Source organism: Neolewinella antarctica (genome assembly GCF_011927835.1).
In the GTDB taxonomy this organism is placed as follows: Bacteria; Bacteroidota; Bacteroidia; order Chitinophagales; family Saprospiraceae; genus Neolewinella; species Neolewinella antarctica.
Window position 1 is genome coordinate 20,660 of record NZ_JAATJH010000014.1, and the last position, 16,662, is coordinate 37,321.

Genomic DNA, 16,662 nt, shown 5'->3' on the forward strand with positions numbered 1-16,662 from the left:
ATGCCCCATGTCCCCCCACCAACCACGCCTCCAGTCCCATTTCGCTAACCCCGCCCCCACCCACCGCATCCTCCTCTGGTACGGTAACAACCAGTCCGAGTTGGCGGACGCTTTCGCCGGGGTGGACCTGCCGGAGGTAACTAAGGTTGAAGTCGACAACAACGCCTACGCCACCAAAGTCCGCATCCTGCTCGACGAGCCGCAACGTCAATTTCTCGTGTTTCACCCCGGTGCGCCGCCGCCGGATACGCAGAACTGGCTGCTCGACGTGGAGCTGGCCTACCATATTTTTGCCACCGACCTGACCACAATGCACCGCCAGGAACTGGGCGTGCCGGCCACGTTCGACCGGCTCATCGAGCGCTACGAAAGATTCTTCCGTTCCGGCAAGCGACGGGGCGATTTGGTTCAGTACCTACCGGCCCCGGAGCAACTTACCGCGGCCACCTTCGAGTTGGCGCTCCTCGGCGCTACGATTGGCTGCAAGCCAACTTTGTACGACATCCTGCTTGCCCTTTTGGGCGCGGACGCGGGTGCCGGGGAAAGCAAGGTAAAAGCAGTGGAGGATTACCGATTGACGGACGTTCTCTGGGAGAAAGTAAAGAATCGGTTCAACTACCAAGCCGGCCCCGGAGGCCCTTCCGTAGCCGACTTCACCGATGCGCTGTTTCTGACCGCTCTGGCCAGCATCGTGCCCGGCGAACGGCCTCGCGCCAATAATGAGGCCCTCATCTTTCTTCACCGCTGGCAGGATAGCCGCGGTGGCGAAGTCGCCTACCGCGCAGCGGCAACCACCCGTGGGGCCGGCATGAAGGTGCGCGAAAAACTGGCGGCCAAATCACCCCTTGAGCTGACCAATCACTCGCTGTTTAAGGAAGTCGACCAAATCGTGATTATCGGCGTCCGCGACGCCATTATTTCGGGTACGCTGCCCACCGGAGGGCTGAAATCCGTCGTGGAAGCCCGGCGGAGCAGCTATTGGTACAATGACTACGCGGACTGTTACGAGGCGCTCTCCGCAGCGCTCACCTTCTTTGCTCTTCTCCCCACCACCCGGCACCCGCGCCAGCGCCCCGCTCAAATTGTACAGGATTATGCAGCGGATCACCACCGCGTCGACGCCGCCTACCGTGATTTTCACTACCACCACCGCCGCGCCGGCAGCTACCTCGACCACCTTGCCGACGTGATCGAGGACCGGTACGTCAACGGTTTCCTGACTCCACTCAACGAGCACTGGCAAGCGCGCATCGATGAAGAAAACCTACCCGCCGCCGCACCCGATCTGCCCCGGCAGCGCGACTTTTGGAAAAGCCAGGTCGAGCCTTATCTGGACCGTAACGTCACCCTGTTCGTCATCATTTCGGACGGCCTGCGCTACGAATCCGCCGCCGCCCTGACCGAGCGGATCAACGGGGAAGGCCGCTACGCCGCCACCATCGCCCCCCTGCTGGCCAGCGTCCCGACCTACACCCAACTCGGGATGGCCAGCCTGCTGCCGCACGAAAAACTTGAAATTTTACCGGGTAATAACGTGGAAGCCGACGGCGTATCAACCGCCGGGACGGCCAACCGCGACAAGATCCTCAAAGCCCACACCCGGGGCCGGGCCGTGGCCATGACCGCCGAGACCTTCCGCGAAAACCACACCCAACGCCAGGGCGGCCGCGACTGGATTAAAGAATACGATGTCGTCTACCTCTACCTGAATCTGATCGACAAGGCCGGCGAAAATGAAGAAGATCAGCTTTTTGCCCGGACGCAGGACAGCTTTGACCAGGCAGTTACGCTGCTTTCCCAGATTGTCGGTCTCAACCGTTACAATGCTCTCATCACCGCCGACCACGGCTACCTTTACCAGGTCAGCAAAGTAGCCGATACCGACTTCGCCAGCTACCGGCCGGAAGGGGAAGAAATGAATAAGAACCGTCGCTTCGTCGTCGGGACTAACCTGCAAAGAACGGCGGGCGCCCGGGTGTTTACGCCGGCTGAACTCGGCCTGGAAGGCGAACTGGAGGTGATGATCCCGAACGGTACCCTACGCATCCGCCAAAAAGGGAGCGGGAGCCGCTACGTGCACGGTGGGATGAGCTTGCAGGAAATGGTTTTGCCCGTCATAACCGTCCAGAAAAAGCGCGCGATTTCCGCCGCCGTTCGTCCCGTGAAGGTAGAACTGTTGGGGACGTCCAGCCACATCACCGCCAACCGTAAGACACTAAGTTTCTACCAGCTCGAACCCGTCGGCGGCAAGCTCAGCCCGATTACGCTTACGATGGGCTTCTACGACGCTGACGGCAAGGCGATCTCGGACGAGCCGACCCGCACCTTTGGCAGCGATTCCAACGAGCCCCGATTACGGGAACAAAAAGTTACTTTCCAGTTTAAACTCTCCGCTTCCAAATTGAAGGATAAGAATGTTTACTTAAAGGTACATAATGAGTCCGGCGCCGTATACGATACCCACTCCTTCGAGATGTACATTTCCCACGGGGCGGATTTTGCGGAGTTCGATCTAGAATAACCTACATTCGTGGTCCATCGTTTTTCCTCGGATGTATCTTTTGGTGAGGTGTAGCGCAGTGAGATATCACCAAAAGTTCGTAGTTCGACTTTGAATAGTTTTAATTATCGAGATTAGTCGTTTCTCCTCAGATGTATCTTATTTTAAATGTAGCGCAGCAAAATTTAGGATAAGTTCATCGGAGGTGTAAACGATAGCACATTCACACCTGAAGCATGACCCCACTCGACCAGCAAATAAACGCCGCATTCCCCGGCAAAGTAGTCCGCAAAGACCTCACCAGCCTCGTCAAGGGAAACGCCGTCGTACCTACCTTCGTGTTGGAGTATTTGCTGGGTCAATACTGCGCTACCGACGAAGAGGAGACGATCCGCCAGGGCGTAGAGACGGTCAAAAAGATTCTTGCGCGCCACTACGTCCACCGCGAGGAGAGCGAACTGCTCAAGTCCAGGATCAGGGACAAGGGCCGGGACCGCGTCATCGACCGCGTCAGCGTAGAATTGGACGACCGCCAGGACGTACACGTCGCCACGTTCACTAACCTGGGGCTCAAAAAAGTACCCGTTCAGGACCGTTGGGTACGCAAATTTCCGAAGTTGCTGACCAGCGGCGTCTGGTGCCTGGTCGACGTGAGCTACGAAGCACGGGAAGAGCGCGATGCCGTGCCCTGGTTCATTGATTCAATTAAGCCCATCCAGTTGTCCGCCTTCGATTACGTGGAGTACATCCTCGGCCGGCAGCAATTCTCTACGGGGGAATGGATGGACGTACTTATCCAGACGATCGGCTTTAACCCCGAGCACTTCAGCCGCCGGGGAAAATTACTCCAGCTCTCCCGACTTATTCCTTTCGTTGAACGTAACTTCAATACCATCGAGTTGGGCCCGAAGGGGACGGGAAAGAGCCACGTCTACAGCGAGTTTTCTCCGCACGGCATGTTGATCTCCGGCGGTGAGGTGACGCTGGCTAAACTATTCGTCAATAACGCGAGCGGTAAGATCGGCCTCGTCGGTTTTTGGGATTCGGTGGCGTTCGACGAGTTTGCCGGCCCGGATAAACGGGTGTCGAAAAGCCTCGTCGACGTGATGAAAAATTATATGGCCAATAAGACTTTCAGCCGGGGGCGGGAGTCGCTGGGTGCCGAAGCTAGCATGGTTTTTATCGGCAACACCAAGCGCTCCGTGGGGTACATGCTCAAGCATTCCGACCTATTTGAGCAGTTGCCAAAAGCCTACTACGACACCGCTTTTCTGGACCGACTACACTATTATTTACCGGGCTGGGAGGTGGACATCATCCGGGGTGAAATGTTTACGAGCGGCTTCGGCTTCATCGTCGATTACCTCGCCGAGGCATTCCGTAATTTACGATCGGAAGACTACGGCGCGCTCTACCGGGAGCACTTCACGCTCGACCCGACCATCGCGACGCGGGACCGGACGGCCGTTCAGAAAACCTTCGGGGGCTTGATGAAAATCATCTACCCTGAGGGCACGTGCACGCGCGAAGAATGCCGGGAGTTGCTCGAATTTGCCATCGAGGGCCGCCGCCGCGTTAAGCTCCAATTGATGAAACTGGACGAGACGTTTCGCGAACGGGCCGTACGGTTTAAGTACCTAGACAAGCAAACGGGTAAGGAGCACGAAGTCATTACGCTCGAAGAATTACAGTATCAGCGGGCGCTGACGCAGGTGCCGGGTAGTGAGCAAGCGCGAAGCAAAGAACCGATCACCGGGCCAGACGTCGCGACCGACCCCTCGACTACGCTACTTACGGACGACGCGACGGCTACCCTTCTCACGGGCATCAACATCATCGTTAAGGACAATCAGCGTGGCGTGAGTTACGAGAACCTGTTCGGCGACTACCTAAAAAATGCGCGGGAGGTCCACGTCGTCGACCCCTACCTCCGTCAATTTCACCAAATCAAAAATTTGCAGGAGTTCGCTCAGTTGCTGTATCGGTACAAAGACCCGGGCGACGAGGTGAAGCTGCACGTCATCACCGCTGCCAAGCCGGAAGAACACGTCGAAGTGGAGAAACTTCTCTGCAAACTGGAAGTAGCCCTCGCTACGACGGGCATCGATTTAAGCTTTGACGTTAAAGACCATGGCGACATCCACGATCGCTGCGTCGAAACGGATACAGGCTACAAAATCATCCTGGGTCGTGGCCTGGACATCTTTCAGCCTTACGACCGGAAAGAGACGTTCAATCCAGCGGTAGCGCTGCAGGAGGAACGAGCCTGTAAAGGGTTTGAAGTTACGATCCTAGCGGTGTGACCTAAGGGCGTTGGCCGATCCGTAGCGTAAGGCGTGGTTGATTGTTGGTGTGGGCACGGAAGCGCCCCAAACCACCAGCGAAGCCAAAGCAAGTCCCGCACTTAGTCGGGGCGACCGCGCCAGATCTTAATGATTAATTGCGGTGTTGCTGCGTGGTGGCGAGACCTGATTGGTTACCGCATCCTTCTACTCACTGCATTCTTGTGCAATGGGTTATGGTTAAATTGCCTGACGAGGTCCGCTAGGTAAATATCGATATGGTCAATTTACCGCCACCGTCGCAAACCGCCGGCACCATTCCCCGTTCCACCCGCATGCACCCCAAAAAACCTAAAGACCAGCGCGCCACCATCGTAACCGCTTGGGTACGGGAAACGGATATGGTCCCTTTTCACCGGATGCGGCAAGCTTTTTTCCCGGGCCACCGCAACTACCTGAGCGCTCACGTGACGCTGTTTCACCACCTCAAGCCGGCAGTGCGCGACGCGGCCATCTCCTTCGCGGAAACGTTTAGTTGGTCCGATCATTTACCCCTCGAAAACGGCGTGTTGCCCGTCGACGTTACGGGGGTCTTGTCCCTGGGTAAGGGCACCGCATTTGCGCTAGCGCCCACCGAGCTCCTCCGGGTTCGTCAACCTCTCCACGACGCCTTTGCGGACAGCCTTACTCCGCAGGATGCCCGGCCCTGGAAACGCCCGCACATTACCGTGCAAAACAAGGTAGACAAAGAGGTGGCTAGTCGCCTGCAACGCCGGCTGGGTCCCAGGTTTACACCGTGTACGCTGCGGGTGGTGGGCCTTCGGTTTTGGCGGTACGATTACGGGCCCTGGGGGCTGTTGCGGGAGGTCGAGTTTTAAATTACCCCCTTGACGCTCCTTAATAAATTTGGCGCGGTCGCCCCGACTAAGTGCGGGACTTGCTTTGGCTTCGCGGGTGCAGGGTTAATTTGCCGAACCAGCCCCGCGCTTATTCCGTACTCACCCGGCATCTACGACCGCGCAAAATTCTAACGCTCACCTATTAAAATAATTTACTGCGTCACCACAAATACCGTCCCCAAACGACCACCCACCGAAAAAACGGGAATCCCGGTGGTCGTCAGCCCGTCCCGCCGCATCCAATTAATGGCCTCGTTGGTAACGGGTAGGTCGACGTACACATCCGCCGCCATGCGCCCACGCTCCCTTGAATTAGAAGCATACCGTATACGCCCCTGACGGTCGCTAACCGCAATGGAATTAATAGCTTCTTCGTCTAAAAGCGTATTAAATATTTCGAGCACTTCGGGACTCTCTTTTAATAAAAATGATTTCCCCGCGATGGCCGCCAGCTTATAAACACCCCGGGTAGAAATGGCCTTGGCGGAGTAATTCTCCAGAAAAGTGCGCTCGGCCGCCGGCGACTGGTACGTGCCCGGCAACAAGCCGTCAAAAATATCGTCGGACCGTTGGGAAGTGGCGACGAAAACATCATCATTGGCCACCATAATCTCGTCGTCCTCGGAAGGAACCTGCGGAACGGTCCTAATTTCCGGCAATTCATCCATCGGATTATCAGCAAGCCGGGCAATCGAATCCGCGATAGCAAAGCTATCGACGATCACGCTATCCGCATAAATCGGCGGCAACGTGTCGTACACCGGCAGGGCAAAGCCCATGAAACTATCCGGCACCCGGGCTGCGGGTAGGGTATCGGTGGGTACGGTGTCGATCGCCGTCACCGGTGGAATATCCAACAAAGAATCCGCAGGAATTACGTCGCCCCCAGTGGCGGTAGCCGGTTCTTGCCGGTAGCGGTTGAAGGCATCGGTGAGATTAAACCCCGCGTCATTCTGCTGCGTGTAATAATATCCGCCGCCGCCCACCAAAAACAATAGCAGGACCAGCAACAGCCAGCGGTAGCGTTGGAAAAAGGAAGGTTGTTTGTCGGTTGTTGTGTCCATGGTCATTTAATTAAATCACTCAACGTGGTCAGGTTGGGCCACAAAAACACGGAAACACAAAAAGAATAAACGTCAGGTGCTTCGGCGTGGCTAGGACTTTCTGTGCTTTTGTGTTTTTGTGGCAAAAAATCTACTCTCGAAATAGTGTGATTCGGAAACCCGCCATCAAGCAAAAATATTCTCGTGCCCAGAATCAAGAATAAACAAGCAACTAGTATCCGCCCGCTCGGCTAATTGCCGGTAGCTCTCGATCGTCTGACCGGGCGACATGCCGAACAGGTTGATGTCGGCCGCCGGTGGCCGGGCGGTTTCAACCGCGAAGTCGCCCTCGATGACGAGGAATTCGTCGATGGGCAGGCGGGCCAGGTCGATCACGTTTTTGAGGTACCGCCGGGCTTTGGTTTTTTCGTCCGGGTTGTCGATCACGGTGATGATGCGCACGCTGGCCTTCCAGTTCAGCTTGAGTTTGTAGGACAGCAGGAGGGCCAGGTCCTGGGTCTGGTGGGCGGCGGTAATCACTTGCCAGTTCGGTCCCTGGGGCCGCAGCCAGACGTTGATCATCTGCTGCTGGCCCAGCATCGCGCGGGGGTGGGGTGCGTAGAGTACCGCGCCGAGTTCGAGCCGCCGGGCTTCGGCGATTACCTGGGGGAAATCGGCCACGGATTCCGTGCCTTCGAGCATGTTCAGGAAAACGATGTTCGGCCGGAAAAAGGAGGCGGTAAGGGCCTGGTTACCCAGGTTGACGCCGCTGGCGAAACTGTCCGTCCGCATCATGGCGACGGAGGAAAAGACGTTTTCTTGGCGGAATGCCTTGGCCAGGTACTCCAGTTTGTTGTTGAGCAAACCCTTGCGGCCGTCGCCGATGCCCATCAGCACCGCCCCACCCTTGGGGTAAGCGATGTCCCTGATGAGCGAGAACGAACCCTGCACGGCGGCTCCGTCGGTGACGGGCACGAGCAGGTTGGGTTTCCAGGAACGTTCCTGCTGGTGCGCATTTTCCGCCGTGTGCTTGGCGGCCCACTCGGCGAAAGAGGTAAACAGTCCGCTCCGCACGTCCTCGAACTTGGTCTCTAGTTTGCGCCGGCTCAGCACGCCGTAGACAAAGATCATCAGCGCCCAGGAGACAAGGCTGATGGTGGGATTGATGATGAACATAATGAGTAGCGAACCGATCAGCCCAACGTAGGGAATGACGGGGTGCACGGTAAATTGCGGCCGGAAACTGATGAGGCCGAGCCGCTGCTCGATGATGACCACAATGTTGAGCATTGCGTAGGTGATCAGGAAAAACATGGTGACGAGGGGCGCGACGGCGTTCAAATCGCGCAACAGCATGGTGGCGAAGATCAGTACGCCGGTGACGATCATGGCGTTACGAGGTTGGCCGGCTTCGTCTTGATATTCCAACCACTCCCCCTGCGGCAGCACCCGGTGTTGCCCCATGGCGAAGAGGATGCGCGAGGAGCCGATGATGGAAGCGAGCGCGGAGGAAAAAGTGGCCCCGAGCACGCCCGCGATGATCAGCGGCGGGAAGAAGGCACGGTCGATCATGATGTTGTAATTCCCGATGAGTTCGGCCTCCGTGGCCGAGCGGGCGATCCAGAAGGCCAGCACCATGTAGATGACGAAGCTGATGCCGACGGCCCAGAGCGTACCGGCGGGGATGGATCTGCGAGGATCTTCTAGCTCTCCGGACATATTTGCCCCCGCCATAATGCCCGTCGAAGCCGGAAAAAACACCGCGAAAACGAGCCAGAACTTTTCGGAGCCCTCGGCGGCCACCCCGGCGTACGTACCGAAGCGCGCGACCTCGGCGGTGCCGTACTGCATGGAACCGAAGCCGGCGGCCAGCGCGATGGAAAACAGGGACAGCCCGATGACGCCCATGATGATGAACTGGGTCTTGATGGCCAGTTCCGCGCTTTTGTAGGCGATGGCGTAAAGCAACACGAAGACTAGCAAATCGACGGCAAAGGCATGGTGGTTGGGGAAAATGGAGAGCCACCCTTCGCGAAAGCCGAAGATGTACATCGTCACCGCCAGCCCCTGCGAGACGTAGCGGGGAATGCCCAGGCTGCCACCGACTTCGAGACCAAGGGCCTGGGAAATAATGGCGTAGGCACCACCCGCCCCAATCCGGGTGTTGGTGGTGATGGACGACATGGACAGGGCCGTGCACAGCGTGATCAGAAACGCCAGGATGATGATCAGCCAGGCACCGAGCAGGCCCGCGTTACCGACTACCCAGCCGAGGCGTAGGTACATGATGACGCCCAGGATGGTGAGCAAAGTGGGCGTGAATACGCCGCCGAAGGTTCCGAATTTTTTCATGTGCGTGTGGGTCTCCCGACGAGAATTTACGACTATTTAGTTGGGAACGCCGGGGGCGCCGGAAACGTGGGTTCGGGGAAGGGATTTAAAACCCGGAGACGGCACGGTAATCAGGGCAAACACAACGGTACCGACGGTGATTTCTCCGGCTACGCTGGTGCGAATACATCAATCGTTGGTTTTTGGTACCGGGGCGGTTATTAGCCAAACCCGCCCGGCCTCTCCCACGACCTGGCACCGGCGGCCGCGCCCGACTGATCCTAATGTTGCGCGGCCGCGGGTGCAGGGTTTATTGCGGGGGCACTGTACGAACGATCATTCGTAATCCGTGGGAAATGGAAGTCCCCACCCCTGAGGCGCGGTTAATGCACTAAAAGCACCCGCCAGCAAGCGTGGCGTAGTCGTGGTGAGGTGATAACCGGGTTCCTTTTACCGGGCTCGGTATCTTTAAGCAGACCCAATAATTATTGATCATGCAGCCACGCCTCACTCCTTTCGTCACCATACTTACGCTCTTCCTCCTCTTTTTCACCAATTCCGTGACGGGCCAGGGTGTTGCCCGCGACAGTATCCTCATCGACTTTGGGAGCACCCCCTCCCCGGCTCCGTGGAACAACGTGAGTAGCGCGGCCGACGAGCGGATAACCAACCTGACCAACGCAAATGGCCGGGCGACCGGTTATCAATTGGCGATCACCGACGCTTTTAACGGCATCAACACCGGTGGCACGCAGACGCCGGCCCCAAACCTCGGCTTCCCCGCAACGGCGACCGGCGATAGTTTCTTCGGCAACGTAACGCCCTTCAACGGACAAACCGAACCGACCGCCACCTTCCGGCTGGATTCACTGAACCCCGCGACGGCGTACACCTTCCGAATATTTGCTTCCCGGGATAACGTGACCGACAACCGCGAAGCCAGCTACGTGGCCAGTGGCGTGGACCGGGACAGCGCCCGCCTCGATGCGAGCAATAACATGGCTACCTTCGTCTCAATCACCGTCTTTCCCGCGGCCGACGGCAGCATTGTAGTAACCGTTACCCCCGGCCCAAATAATTCGAACGGTTCAGGCTTTTACTACCTGGGCGCGGTGACGGTGAGTTACGACGAGCAGGAATTACCACCGGTGGTTGACGTGACGTCAGATACTTTCCTGGTTGATTTCGGGACCGTTCTTTCCCCCATCCCCTGGAACAACCTGACCGACGCCCGCACCGGCGTCCTCACAAATTTGGTAACGGTAAGTGGAAACATCACGGAAGTGGGGCTGGCCGTAATCGACTCCTTTAACGGTGTTAACCTTGCCGGGACCCAGGGCCCCGACCCCGCCATTAAGTTCCCGGCAACGGCTACCGGCGACAGTTTCTTCGGAAACGTAAGCCCCTTCGGCGGCGTGACCGCGCCTACCGGAGCAGTACGACTTACGGGGCTGGACCCCAGCCTTCGGTACGAATTTTCACTCTTCGCCTCCCGCACGGCAACGGATAATCGGGAGGCCGCCTACGAAGTGAGGGGTTTGGGAATGGATACGGTGTACCTCGACGCGGCATCCAACAGCGGCGGCACCGCCACCGTTACCCAGTTCCCCGCCGCGGACGGCAGCATTACGATCACGGCAGCGCCCGGACCGAATAATACGAACGGCTCCGGATTCTATTACCTGGGTGCCGTGCGAGTGGGCTTCGACCTGACCCCACCGCCGGCTCCGCTGGATACGGTACTCATCGACTTCGGTGGCAACGCCACCACGCCCGCCCCCTGGAATAACGTGACCGACCCCGTAATGGGAAGCGTTACCGAGCTGCTCAATTCCGGCGGCTTCACGACCGGGGTCGGCCTGCAATTTACCGACCGGTTCAACGGCATCAATACGAACGGAACACAAAGCCCCGATCCGGAACTGGATTTACCCGCGACGGCGACGGGTGACAGCTTCTTCGGAAACGTAGCCGAGTTCGGTGGCCGTACCGAACCGACCGCCGCGTTCACCCTGACCGGCCTGGACCCAAATCAATTACACCGCCTCGCGCTCTTCGCCTCCCGAACCGCGACGGACAACCGGGAAACCCAGTACGCAGTCTCCGGTAGTACAATAGACACCGCTTACCTCGACGTGAGCTCTAACGCCAGTAATTTTGCCCTGGCGGAAGTGTTCCCGACGGCGGCGGGGACGATTGAGGTGAAGATCGAACCGGGCCCGAATAATAACAACGGTAGTAATTTCTATTATCTCGGTGCCCTCCGGCTTACCTACCCCGACCGGGCCCCTTCCGGCCCCACCACGCTCGAATTGATCGCACCGAACGGTGGCGAACGCTACCAGGCCGACCGCACCGCGACGATTGAATGGAACAGCCGGAACGTGGCCAACCTTGAACTGGAATATTCCACGGATGCGGGTGCTAACTGGACGGCTATCGATACCGTCTCTTCCCTTACGCAATCTTACGCCTGGTCGGTGCCGGCCGTCTCTTCCACCGAGGCCCTGGTCCGTATTACCGCGGACACCCTGAGTGACCGGAGCGACGCCGCGTTCGAGATCACTACGGATACGACGCGGTGCGCCATTGTGGTCCTGGGCTCCTCCACGGCGGCCGGCACCGGTGCTTCCACGGCGGACAGCGCCTGGGTGAATCGCTACGCCGCGTCATTGGCGGGCGACACCCGGTACGAGGTCGTTAACCTGGGCCGGGGCGGGGCCAATACTTACAACATTCTCCCGACCGGCAGCGCCACGCCACCGGTAGCGGCGTTCAACGTCGACCGGCAGCGCAACGTTACCCGCGCCCTGGAATTCGACCCTTTCGCGATCATCATCAACATGCCTTCCAACGATGCGGCCAGTGACGTATCCGCCGCCGAGCAAATGCTCAACTTCCGCAGGATTGCCGCCCCGGCGCTGGCTAATGGCGTCAAAGTATACGTGGCGACTACGCAGCCGCGTAATTTTTCCAGCGCGAGCCGTATTGCCATCCAGCGGGCCGTCCGGGATTCTATCCTTGCCGAATACGGGGATTTCGCCATTGACTTCTGGACGGGCGTTGCGACCGACGCCGGCACGATCGACCCCGATCTGGATTCGGGCGACGGCGTCCACCTCAACGACGGCGGACATAAGATTCTGTTCGAGCGGGTAGCGGATCTGCGCCTGGATACCTTGGTTTGTACGGACCGGACGGTATCGCTCATTCCCTTTAATATCTTTCCGGGAATAAAGCTTACGGCTTACCCAAATCCTTCCTCCCGGGCCTTCACGCTTGCGTTGACGCCGGAGTTGAGCGGCACCTTACAATTACGATTTATTGATGGGATTGGCCGGGAACTGGGAACCTCGTTTCACCAAGTCGGAAAGGGCGATCCGTTCAGTACTACGGTTGAGCGGTCTGATTTACTGATGAGCTCAGGAGGCGTAATTATTTGCGTGGCTACGCTTACGGGTGGTGGGGTTGCCGGGGTTAGGCGGGGTACCATTCGGTTGATTGTTCGGTAGGCCTTGGGTGCCGTTTTTTCAGGTAAGGATTCTTAATGTGCGAATATTTCGCCGAACTTGTTGAGCCACGGGGCGATGCTTATCGTGGCTCAACCCCATCAATACACCACTAACGTGTAAGTGCTCGGACAATATTAAACGTACATCTTGTAACCCTCTCCCCCGGCCCCTCTCCGAAGGTAGAGGGGAGACGAGGCAGCTCGCTACGCTCGTCAAAATGTTATAATAATATTGTCCAACTACTTAGTGCATTAAAACCTTTACCTCGGCTGGTGGCAGCATGGGGTTTTCATTATCCTAGAAGTGTAGCCTCCTGCTTTGGGACGGAGCGCAATTACCAATTGCTGCCAACTTTGGTCAGTCCGGTCGGCACCCGGGCGGCACCGCCGGTAAAAGGTGGTAGTGGCCTTGTTACCCCCTTGTTTAAATTATTCACCGTCTTGACCTCGCCGAGACGGCTCTCTGTATTTGGATTACCCCTAAATAGCTATCCGCTGAGCTAAAACAAGTATTAGCGTTCACTGGTGACCTAAATTGGCTTACTGTTGCCATTTGGCTAGCGATGGCCCCGACGGTGGTATTTTCCTGCGCACTGCTGCCAGGACAACCAGACCCAACCATTGCTACCCGCCATTCATAATTTTCATGTTTGAAGCCATCATCCGATTCTCTTTAGCCAACAAGTTGATCGTGTTGCTGGGTGTGCTCGCCATGGCCGTCCTCGGCGTGTTCTCTGCCGCCCGCATTCCGCTCGACGCCGTGCCCGACATCACCAACAACCAGGTGCAGATCGTCAGCGTCGCGCCCACGTTCGCACCCGAGGAGGTGGAACAACTCATTACGTATCCGCTGGAAGCGGCGATGACCAACATCCCCGACGTGGTGGAAGTCCGTTCGATCTCCCGCTACGGCTTATCGGTGATCACCATCGTTTTCGAGGAGGACGTGGAGGTGCTCCGCGCGCGGCAGTTCGTCCAGGAACAACTCAACGTGGCCGGCGGGGAGTTGCCCGGCGGCGTCGACGTAGAACTGATGCCCATCACGACCGGCCTCGGTGAAATCTACCAGTATGTCCTGACCGTCGACGCGGCCCACGCCCACGAATACGACGCCACCAAACTCCGCACCATCCAGGACTGGATCGTCAAACGCCAACTCAACGGCACGGCGGGCATCATTGAAGTGAGCAGCTTCGGTGGTTACCTGTTGCAGTACGAAGTAGCCATCGACCCCAACCGACTCCGCACCAGCGGCCTCGCCCTGAGCGACGTTATTGCCGCCCTGGAAACCAACAACGAGAACAGCGGCGGCAGCTACCTGGAACGCGGCAGCTACTCCTACTATATCCGCACCGAAGGCCGCGTGGCCACGCCGGACGAGATCGGTGCCATTCCGCTGGGCAACGAGACCGGCCCGCCGCTCAGGGTGCGCGACGTAGCCACCGTCACCACGGGTAGCGCGAAACGCTACGGCGCGATGACGATGGATGGCAAGGGCGAAGTCGTCGGCGGCATCACCCTGATGCTCAAAGGAGCTAACTCATCCGAAGCACTCGCCAACGTGGAAGAACGGATGGAAACGATCAAAAACGCGCTACCGGAAGGCGTGGATATTTACCCTTACCTCGACCGCGCCGCCCTGATCGGCCGCACGATCGACACCGTAAAAACCAACCTGATCGAAGGCGGACTGATCGTGATCTTCGTCCTGTTGCTCCTACTCGGCAACCTACGGGCGGGGCTGATCGTGGCCTCCGTCATACCGCTGTCGATGCTGTTTGCGCTGATCGCGATGCGCTACTTCGGCATCTCCGCTAATCTGATGTCGCTGGGCGCGATCGACTTCGGTATCGTGATCGACGGCGCGGTGATCATCATGGAAGGGCTGCTGCACGTGCTGGCGGTCGGCTACGTCGGTAAGGAACTCACGCAGTCGGAGATGGATGGGGTTGTCCAGTCGGCCACCGGCAGGATCTACCGCTCGGCGGCCTTCGGGGTGCTGATCATTCTCGTAGTTTTTCTGCCGATCCTGACGCTGGAAGGCGTGGAGGGGAAGACCTTTCGGCCGATGGCGCAGGTCGTTAGCTTGGCTATTCTCGGGTCGCTGTTGTTGTCGGTGACTTACGTGCCGGTGATGGCCTCTTTGTTTATCAGTAAAAATATTCGCCCGGAGAAAGGAATCGCCGCGAAGATCATGGGCTTTTTCGAACGACTCTACCGGCCAATCCTGGGCGTTTCGTTGCGTAATTCGGTTGTCACTCTAGCCTTAGCGGGTATTGCGCTGGCGCTATCCCTGCTGTTGTTCAGTCGAATGGGCGGCGAGTTCATCCCCACGCTGGAAGAAGGCGACATCGCGATGCAGCAATCCATCAAACCGGGTAGTTCGTTGCAAGAAAGCATCCATACCTCGACGATGGCGGAGAAGATTTTATTAGCAAATTTTCCGGAAGTAAAGCACGTCGTTTCCAAGATCGGTACGGCGGAAGTCCCGACCGACCCCATGGCCATCGAAGACGCCGACATTATGATCATCCTGAAAGACAAGGCGGACTGGACTTCCGCCGACAACACCGAAGACTTAATGGCACTGATGAAGGAAAAACTCGCGCCGGTTACCTGGGCGTCGTTTGAATTTACCCAGCCGATCCAGCTACGGTTCAACGAACTGATGACGGGGGCGAAGTCGGACGTCTCCGTAAAGATCTTCGGGGAAAGCTCCGAGGTATTAAAAGAACAAGCGGATAAAGCCGCCGGAATCATCCAAACCATCGACGGGGCCGGTGACGTGAAGGTGGATCAGACCGACGGTCTGAAGCAGCTCAACGTCCGCTACGATCGCGACCGGATGGCGCAGTTTGGGGTCAACATCCAGGAGGCTAACCAACTGGTGCGGGCGGCTTACGCGGGGGAGATCGTCGGGTCGATTTACGAAGAAGAAAGAAAGTTTGACCTGGTCGTGCGGCTGGCGGATAGCTTTCGGGGAGAACTTGACCTCACCCAACTTACCCTAATGGCTAACAACGGACAATTGATTCCATTAAGCGAAATGGCCGTGGTTGAGGAACGGGAGAGTCCAATGCTGATTTCGCGCGAGCAGGCGCGGCGGTTCATCAACATCGGCGTGAACGTGCGCAACCGCGACGTAGCCGGGCTGGTCGAAGACATTCAGGCGCGGTTGACTTCGAGGCTCGAACTGCCGCCGGGTTACGAAATTCAGTACGGCGGCACCTTCGAAAATTTGCGTAGTGCGCGCCAGCGGTTGTTGGTGGCCGTACCGATTGCACTGAGTTTGATTCTCTTGTTATTGTACCTCGCCTTCTCGTCGTTCCGCGATGCGCTGGTCATTTTCGTGGCGGTGCCGCTGTCGGCAATCGGGGGGATTTTGGCGTTGTGGCTGCGGGATATGCCGTTCAGTATTTCGTCGGGAATCGGCTTCATCGCGCTGTTCGGCATTGCGGTGCTGAACGGGATCGTGTTGATCAGTGCGATCCGGCAGTTGCGAGAGGAAAGTACCCTGAGCTTCCGGGAAATCATCACCGAGGCGGCGGCGACTCGTTTGCGGCCGGTGCTGATGACGGCGGCGGTGGCGGCCTTCGGTTTCCTGCCAATGGCACTTTCCACGGGCAGCGGCGCGGAGGTGCAGCGGCCGCTGGCGACGGTGGTGATTGGCGGCTTGGTGTCCTCGACCCTGCTTACGTTAGTCGTGCTGCCGGCGCTCTACTGGCTGGTTAATAACAAGCGTTTTCAGAAAAATATGGGCGCGGTCGCGGGTGCCATGGGAATTTTGCTAGTAGCCATGGTACCAAGCTCAAGCGTTTTTGCCCAGACGATCGACAACTTCCCCCAGCTCCTGGAATACGCGCTGGAGCGAAGCCCGGAACTAACCAACCAACGACTGGACGTACAGTCCGCCGAGCTAGACCGCCGCACCATCGGCCAGTGGGCACCGCTGGAGATCAGCTACCAGGGCGGGCAGAACGACGGGCCCATTTTCGATAACCAATGCGAATCATGGGCTAAAACACGTAGAAGCAAGTTTTCCTAGCTTTAGGAATGCGACTTCTTAAACTCATCCAACTGTACTTCTACGTCTGCG

7 protein-coding genes are annotated in these 16,662 nt (G+C 57.8%); 5 read left to right on the plus strand and 2 right to left on the minus strand.

Annotated features, from left to right (window positions below; genetic code table 11):
- Positions 1 to 7 precede the first annotated feature (7 nt).
- The 3 genes from pglZ (at position 8) to GGR27_RS19590 (ending at position 5,660) form a co-directional block, all read left to right on the plus strand.
- Positions 8 to 2,521 (plus strand): BREX-1 system phosphatase PglZ type A, encoded by a 2,514-nt coding sequence (pglZ, locus tag GGR27_RS19580; RefSeq protein ID WP_168040584.1) that lies wholly within the window; start codon positions 8 to 10, stop codon positions 2,519 to 2,521.
- Positions 2,522 to 2,736: 215 nt separating this feature from the next.
- Positions 2,737 to 4,803, plus strand: coding sequence for a BREX system Lon protease-like protein BrxL (brxL, locus tag GGR27_RS19585; protein ID WP_168040586.1), 2,067 nt, complete (start codon positions 2,737 to 2,739; stop codon positions 4,801 to 4,803).
- A 257-nt stretch (positions 4,804 to 5,060) separates the two neighbouring features.
- Positions 5,061 to 5,660: a 2'-5' RNA ligase family protein gene (locus tag GGR27_RS19590; protein WP_168040588.1), complete on the plus strand. Its 600-nt coding sequence runs from the start codon at positions 5,061 to 5,063 to the stop codon at positions 5,658 to 5,660.
- 173 nt (positions 5,661 to 5,833) lie between these two features.
- On the opposite strand, the gene GGR27_RS19595 is transcribed toward GGR27_RS19590, so the two are convergent.
- Together GGR27_RS19595 and GGR27_RS19600 are read right to left on the minus strand one after the other, a co-directional pair.
- A complete protein-coding gene (locus GGR27_RS19595; RefSeq protein WP_168040590.1) occupies positions 5,834 to 6,745 on the minus strand; it encodes a hypothetical protein in 912 nt (303 codons plus the stop codon).
- A gap of 165 nt (positions 6,746 to 6,910) precedes the next feature.
- On the minus strand, positions 6,911 to 9,076 hold the full coding sequence (locus GGR27_RS19600) for an amino acid permease (RefSeq protein WP_168040592.1): 2,166 nt from the start codon (positions 9,074 to 9,076) through the stop codon (positions 6,911 to 6,913).
- A gap of 473 nt (positions 9,077 to 9,549) precedes the next feature.
- On the opposite strand from GGR27_RS19600, the gene GGR27_RS19605 reads away from it, so the two are divergent.
- Positions 9,550 to 12,567, plus strand: coding sequence for an SGNH/GDSL hydrolase family protein (locus tag GGR27_RS19605; RefSeq protein ID WP_168040594.1), 3,018 nt, complete (start codon positions 9,550 to 9,552; stop codon positions 12,565 to 12,567).
- 645 nt (positions 12,568 to 13,212) lie between these two features.
- Positions 13,213 to 16,611: an efflux RND transporter permease subunit gene (locus GGR27_RS19610; protein WP_245184767.1), complete on the plus strand. Its 3,399-nt coding sequence runs from the start codon at positions 13,213 to 13,215 to the stop codon at positions 16,609 to 16,611.
- Positions 16,612 to 16,662: the final 51 nt, after the last annotated feature.

What these genes read in the sequence shown, in the direction of transcription:
- brxL (WP_168040586.1), top strand. Translation starts at nt 2,737, where the DNA reads ATGACCCCACTCGACCAGCAAATAAACGCCGCATTCCCCGGCAAAGTA.
- GGR27_RS19595 (WP_168040590.1), bottom strand. Translation starts at nt 6,745, where the DNA reads ATGGACACAACAACCGACAAACAACCTTCCTTTTTCCAACGCTACCGC.
- GGR27_RS19600 (WP_168040592.1), bottom strand. Translation starts at nt 9,076, where the DNA reads ATGAAAAAATTCGGAACCTTCGGCGGCGTATTCACGCCCACTTTGCTC.
- GGR27_RS19590 (WP_168040588.1), top strand. Translation starts at nt 5,061, where the DNA reads ATGGTCAATTTACCGCCACCGTCGCAAACCGCCGGCACCATTCCCCGT.
- GGR27_RS19610 (WP_245184767.1), top strand. Translation starts at nt 13,213, where the DNA reads ATGTTTGAAGCCATCATCCGATTCTCTTTAGCCAACAAGTTGATCGTG.
- pglZ (WP_168040584.1), top strand. Translation starts at nt 8, where the DNA reads ATGTCCCCCCACCAACCACGCCTCCAGTCCCATTTCGCTAACCCCGCC.
- GGR27_RS19605 (WP_168040594.1), top strand. Translation starts at nt 9,550, where the DNA reads ATGCAGCCACGCCTCACTCCTTTCGTCACCATACTTACGCTCTTCCTC.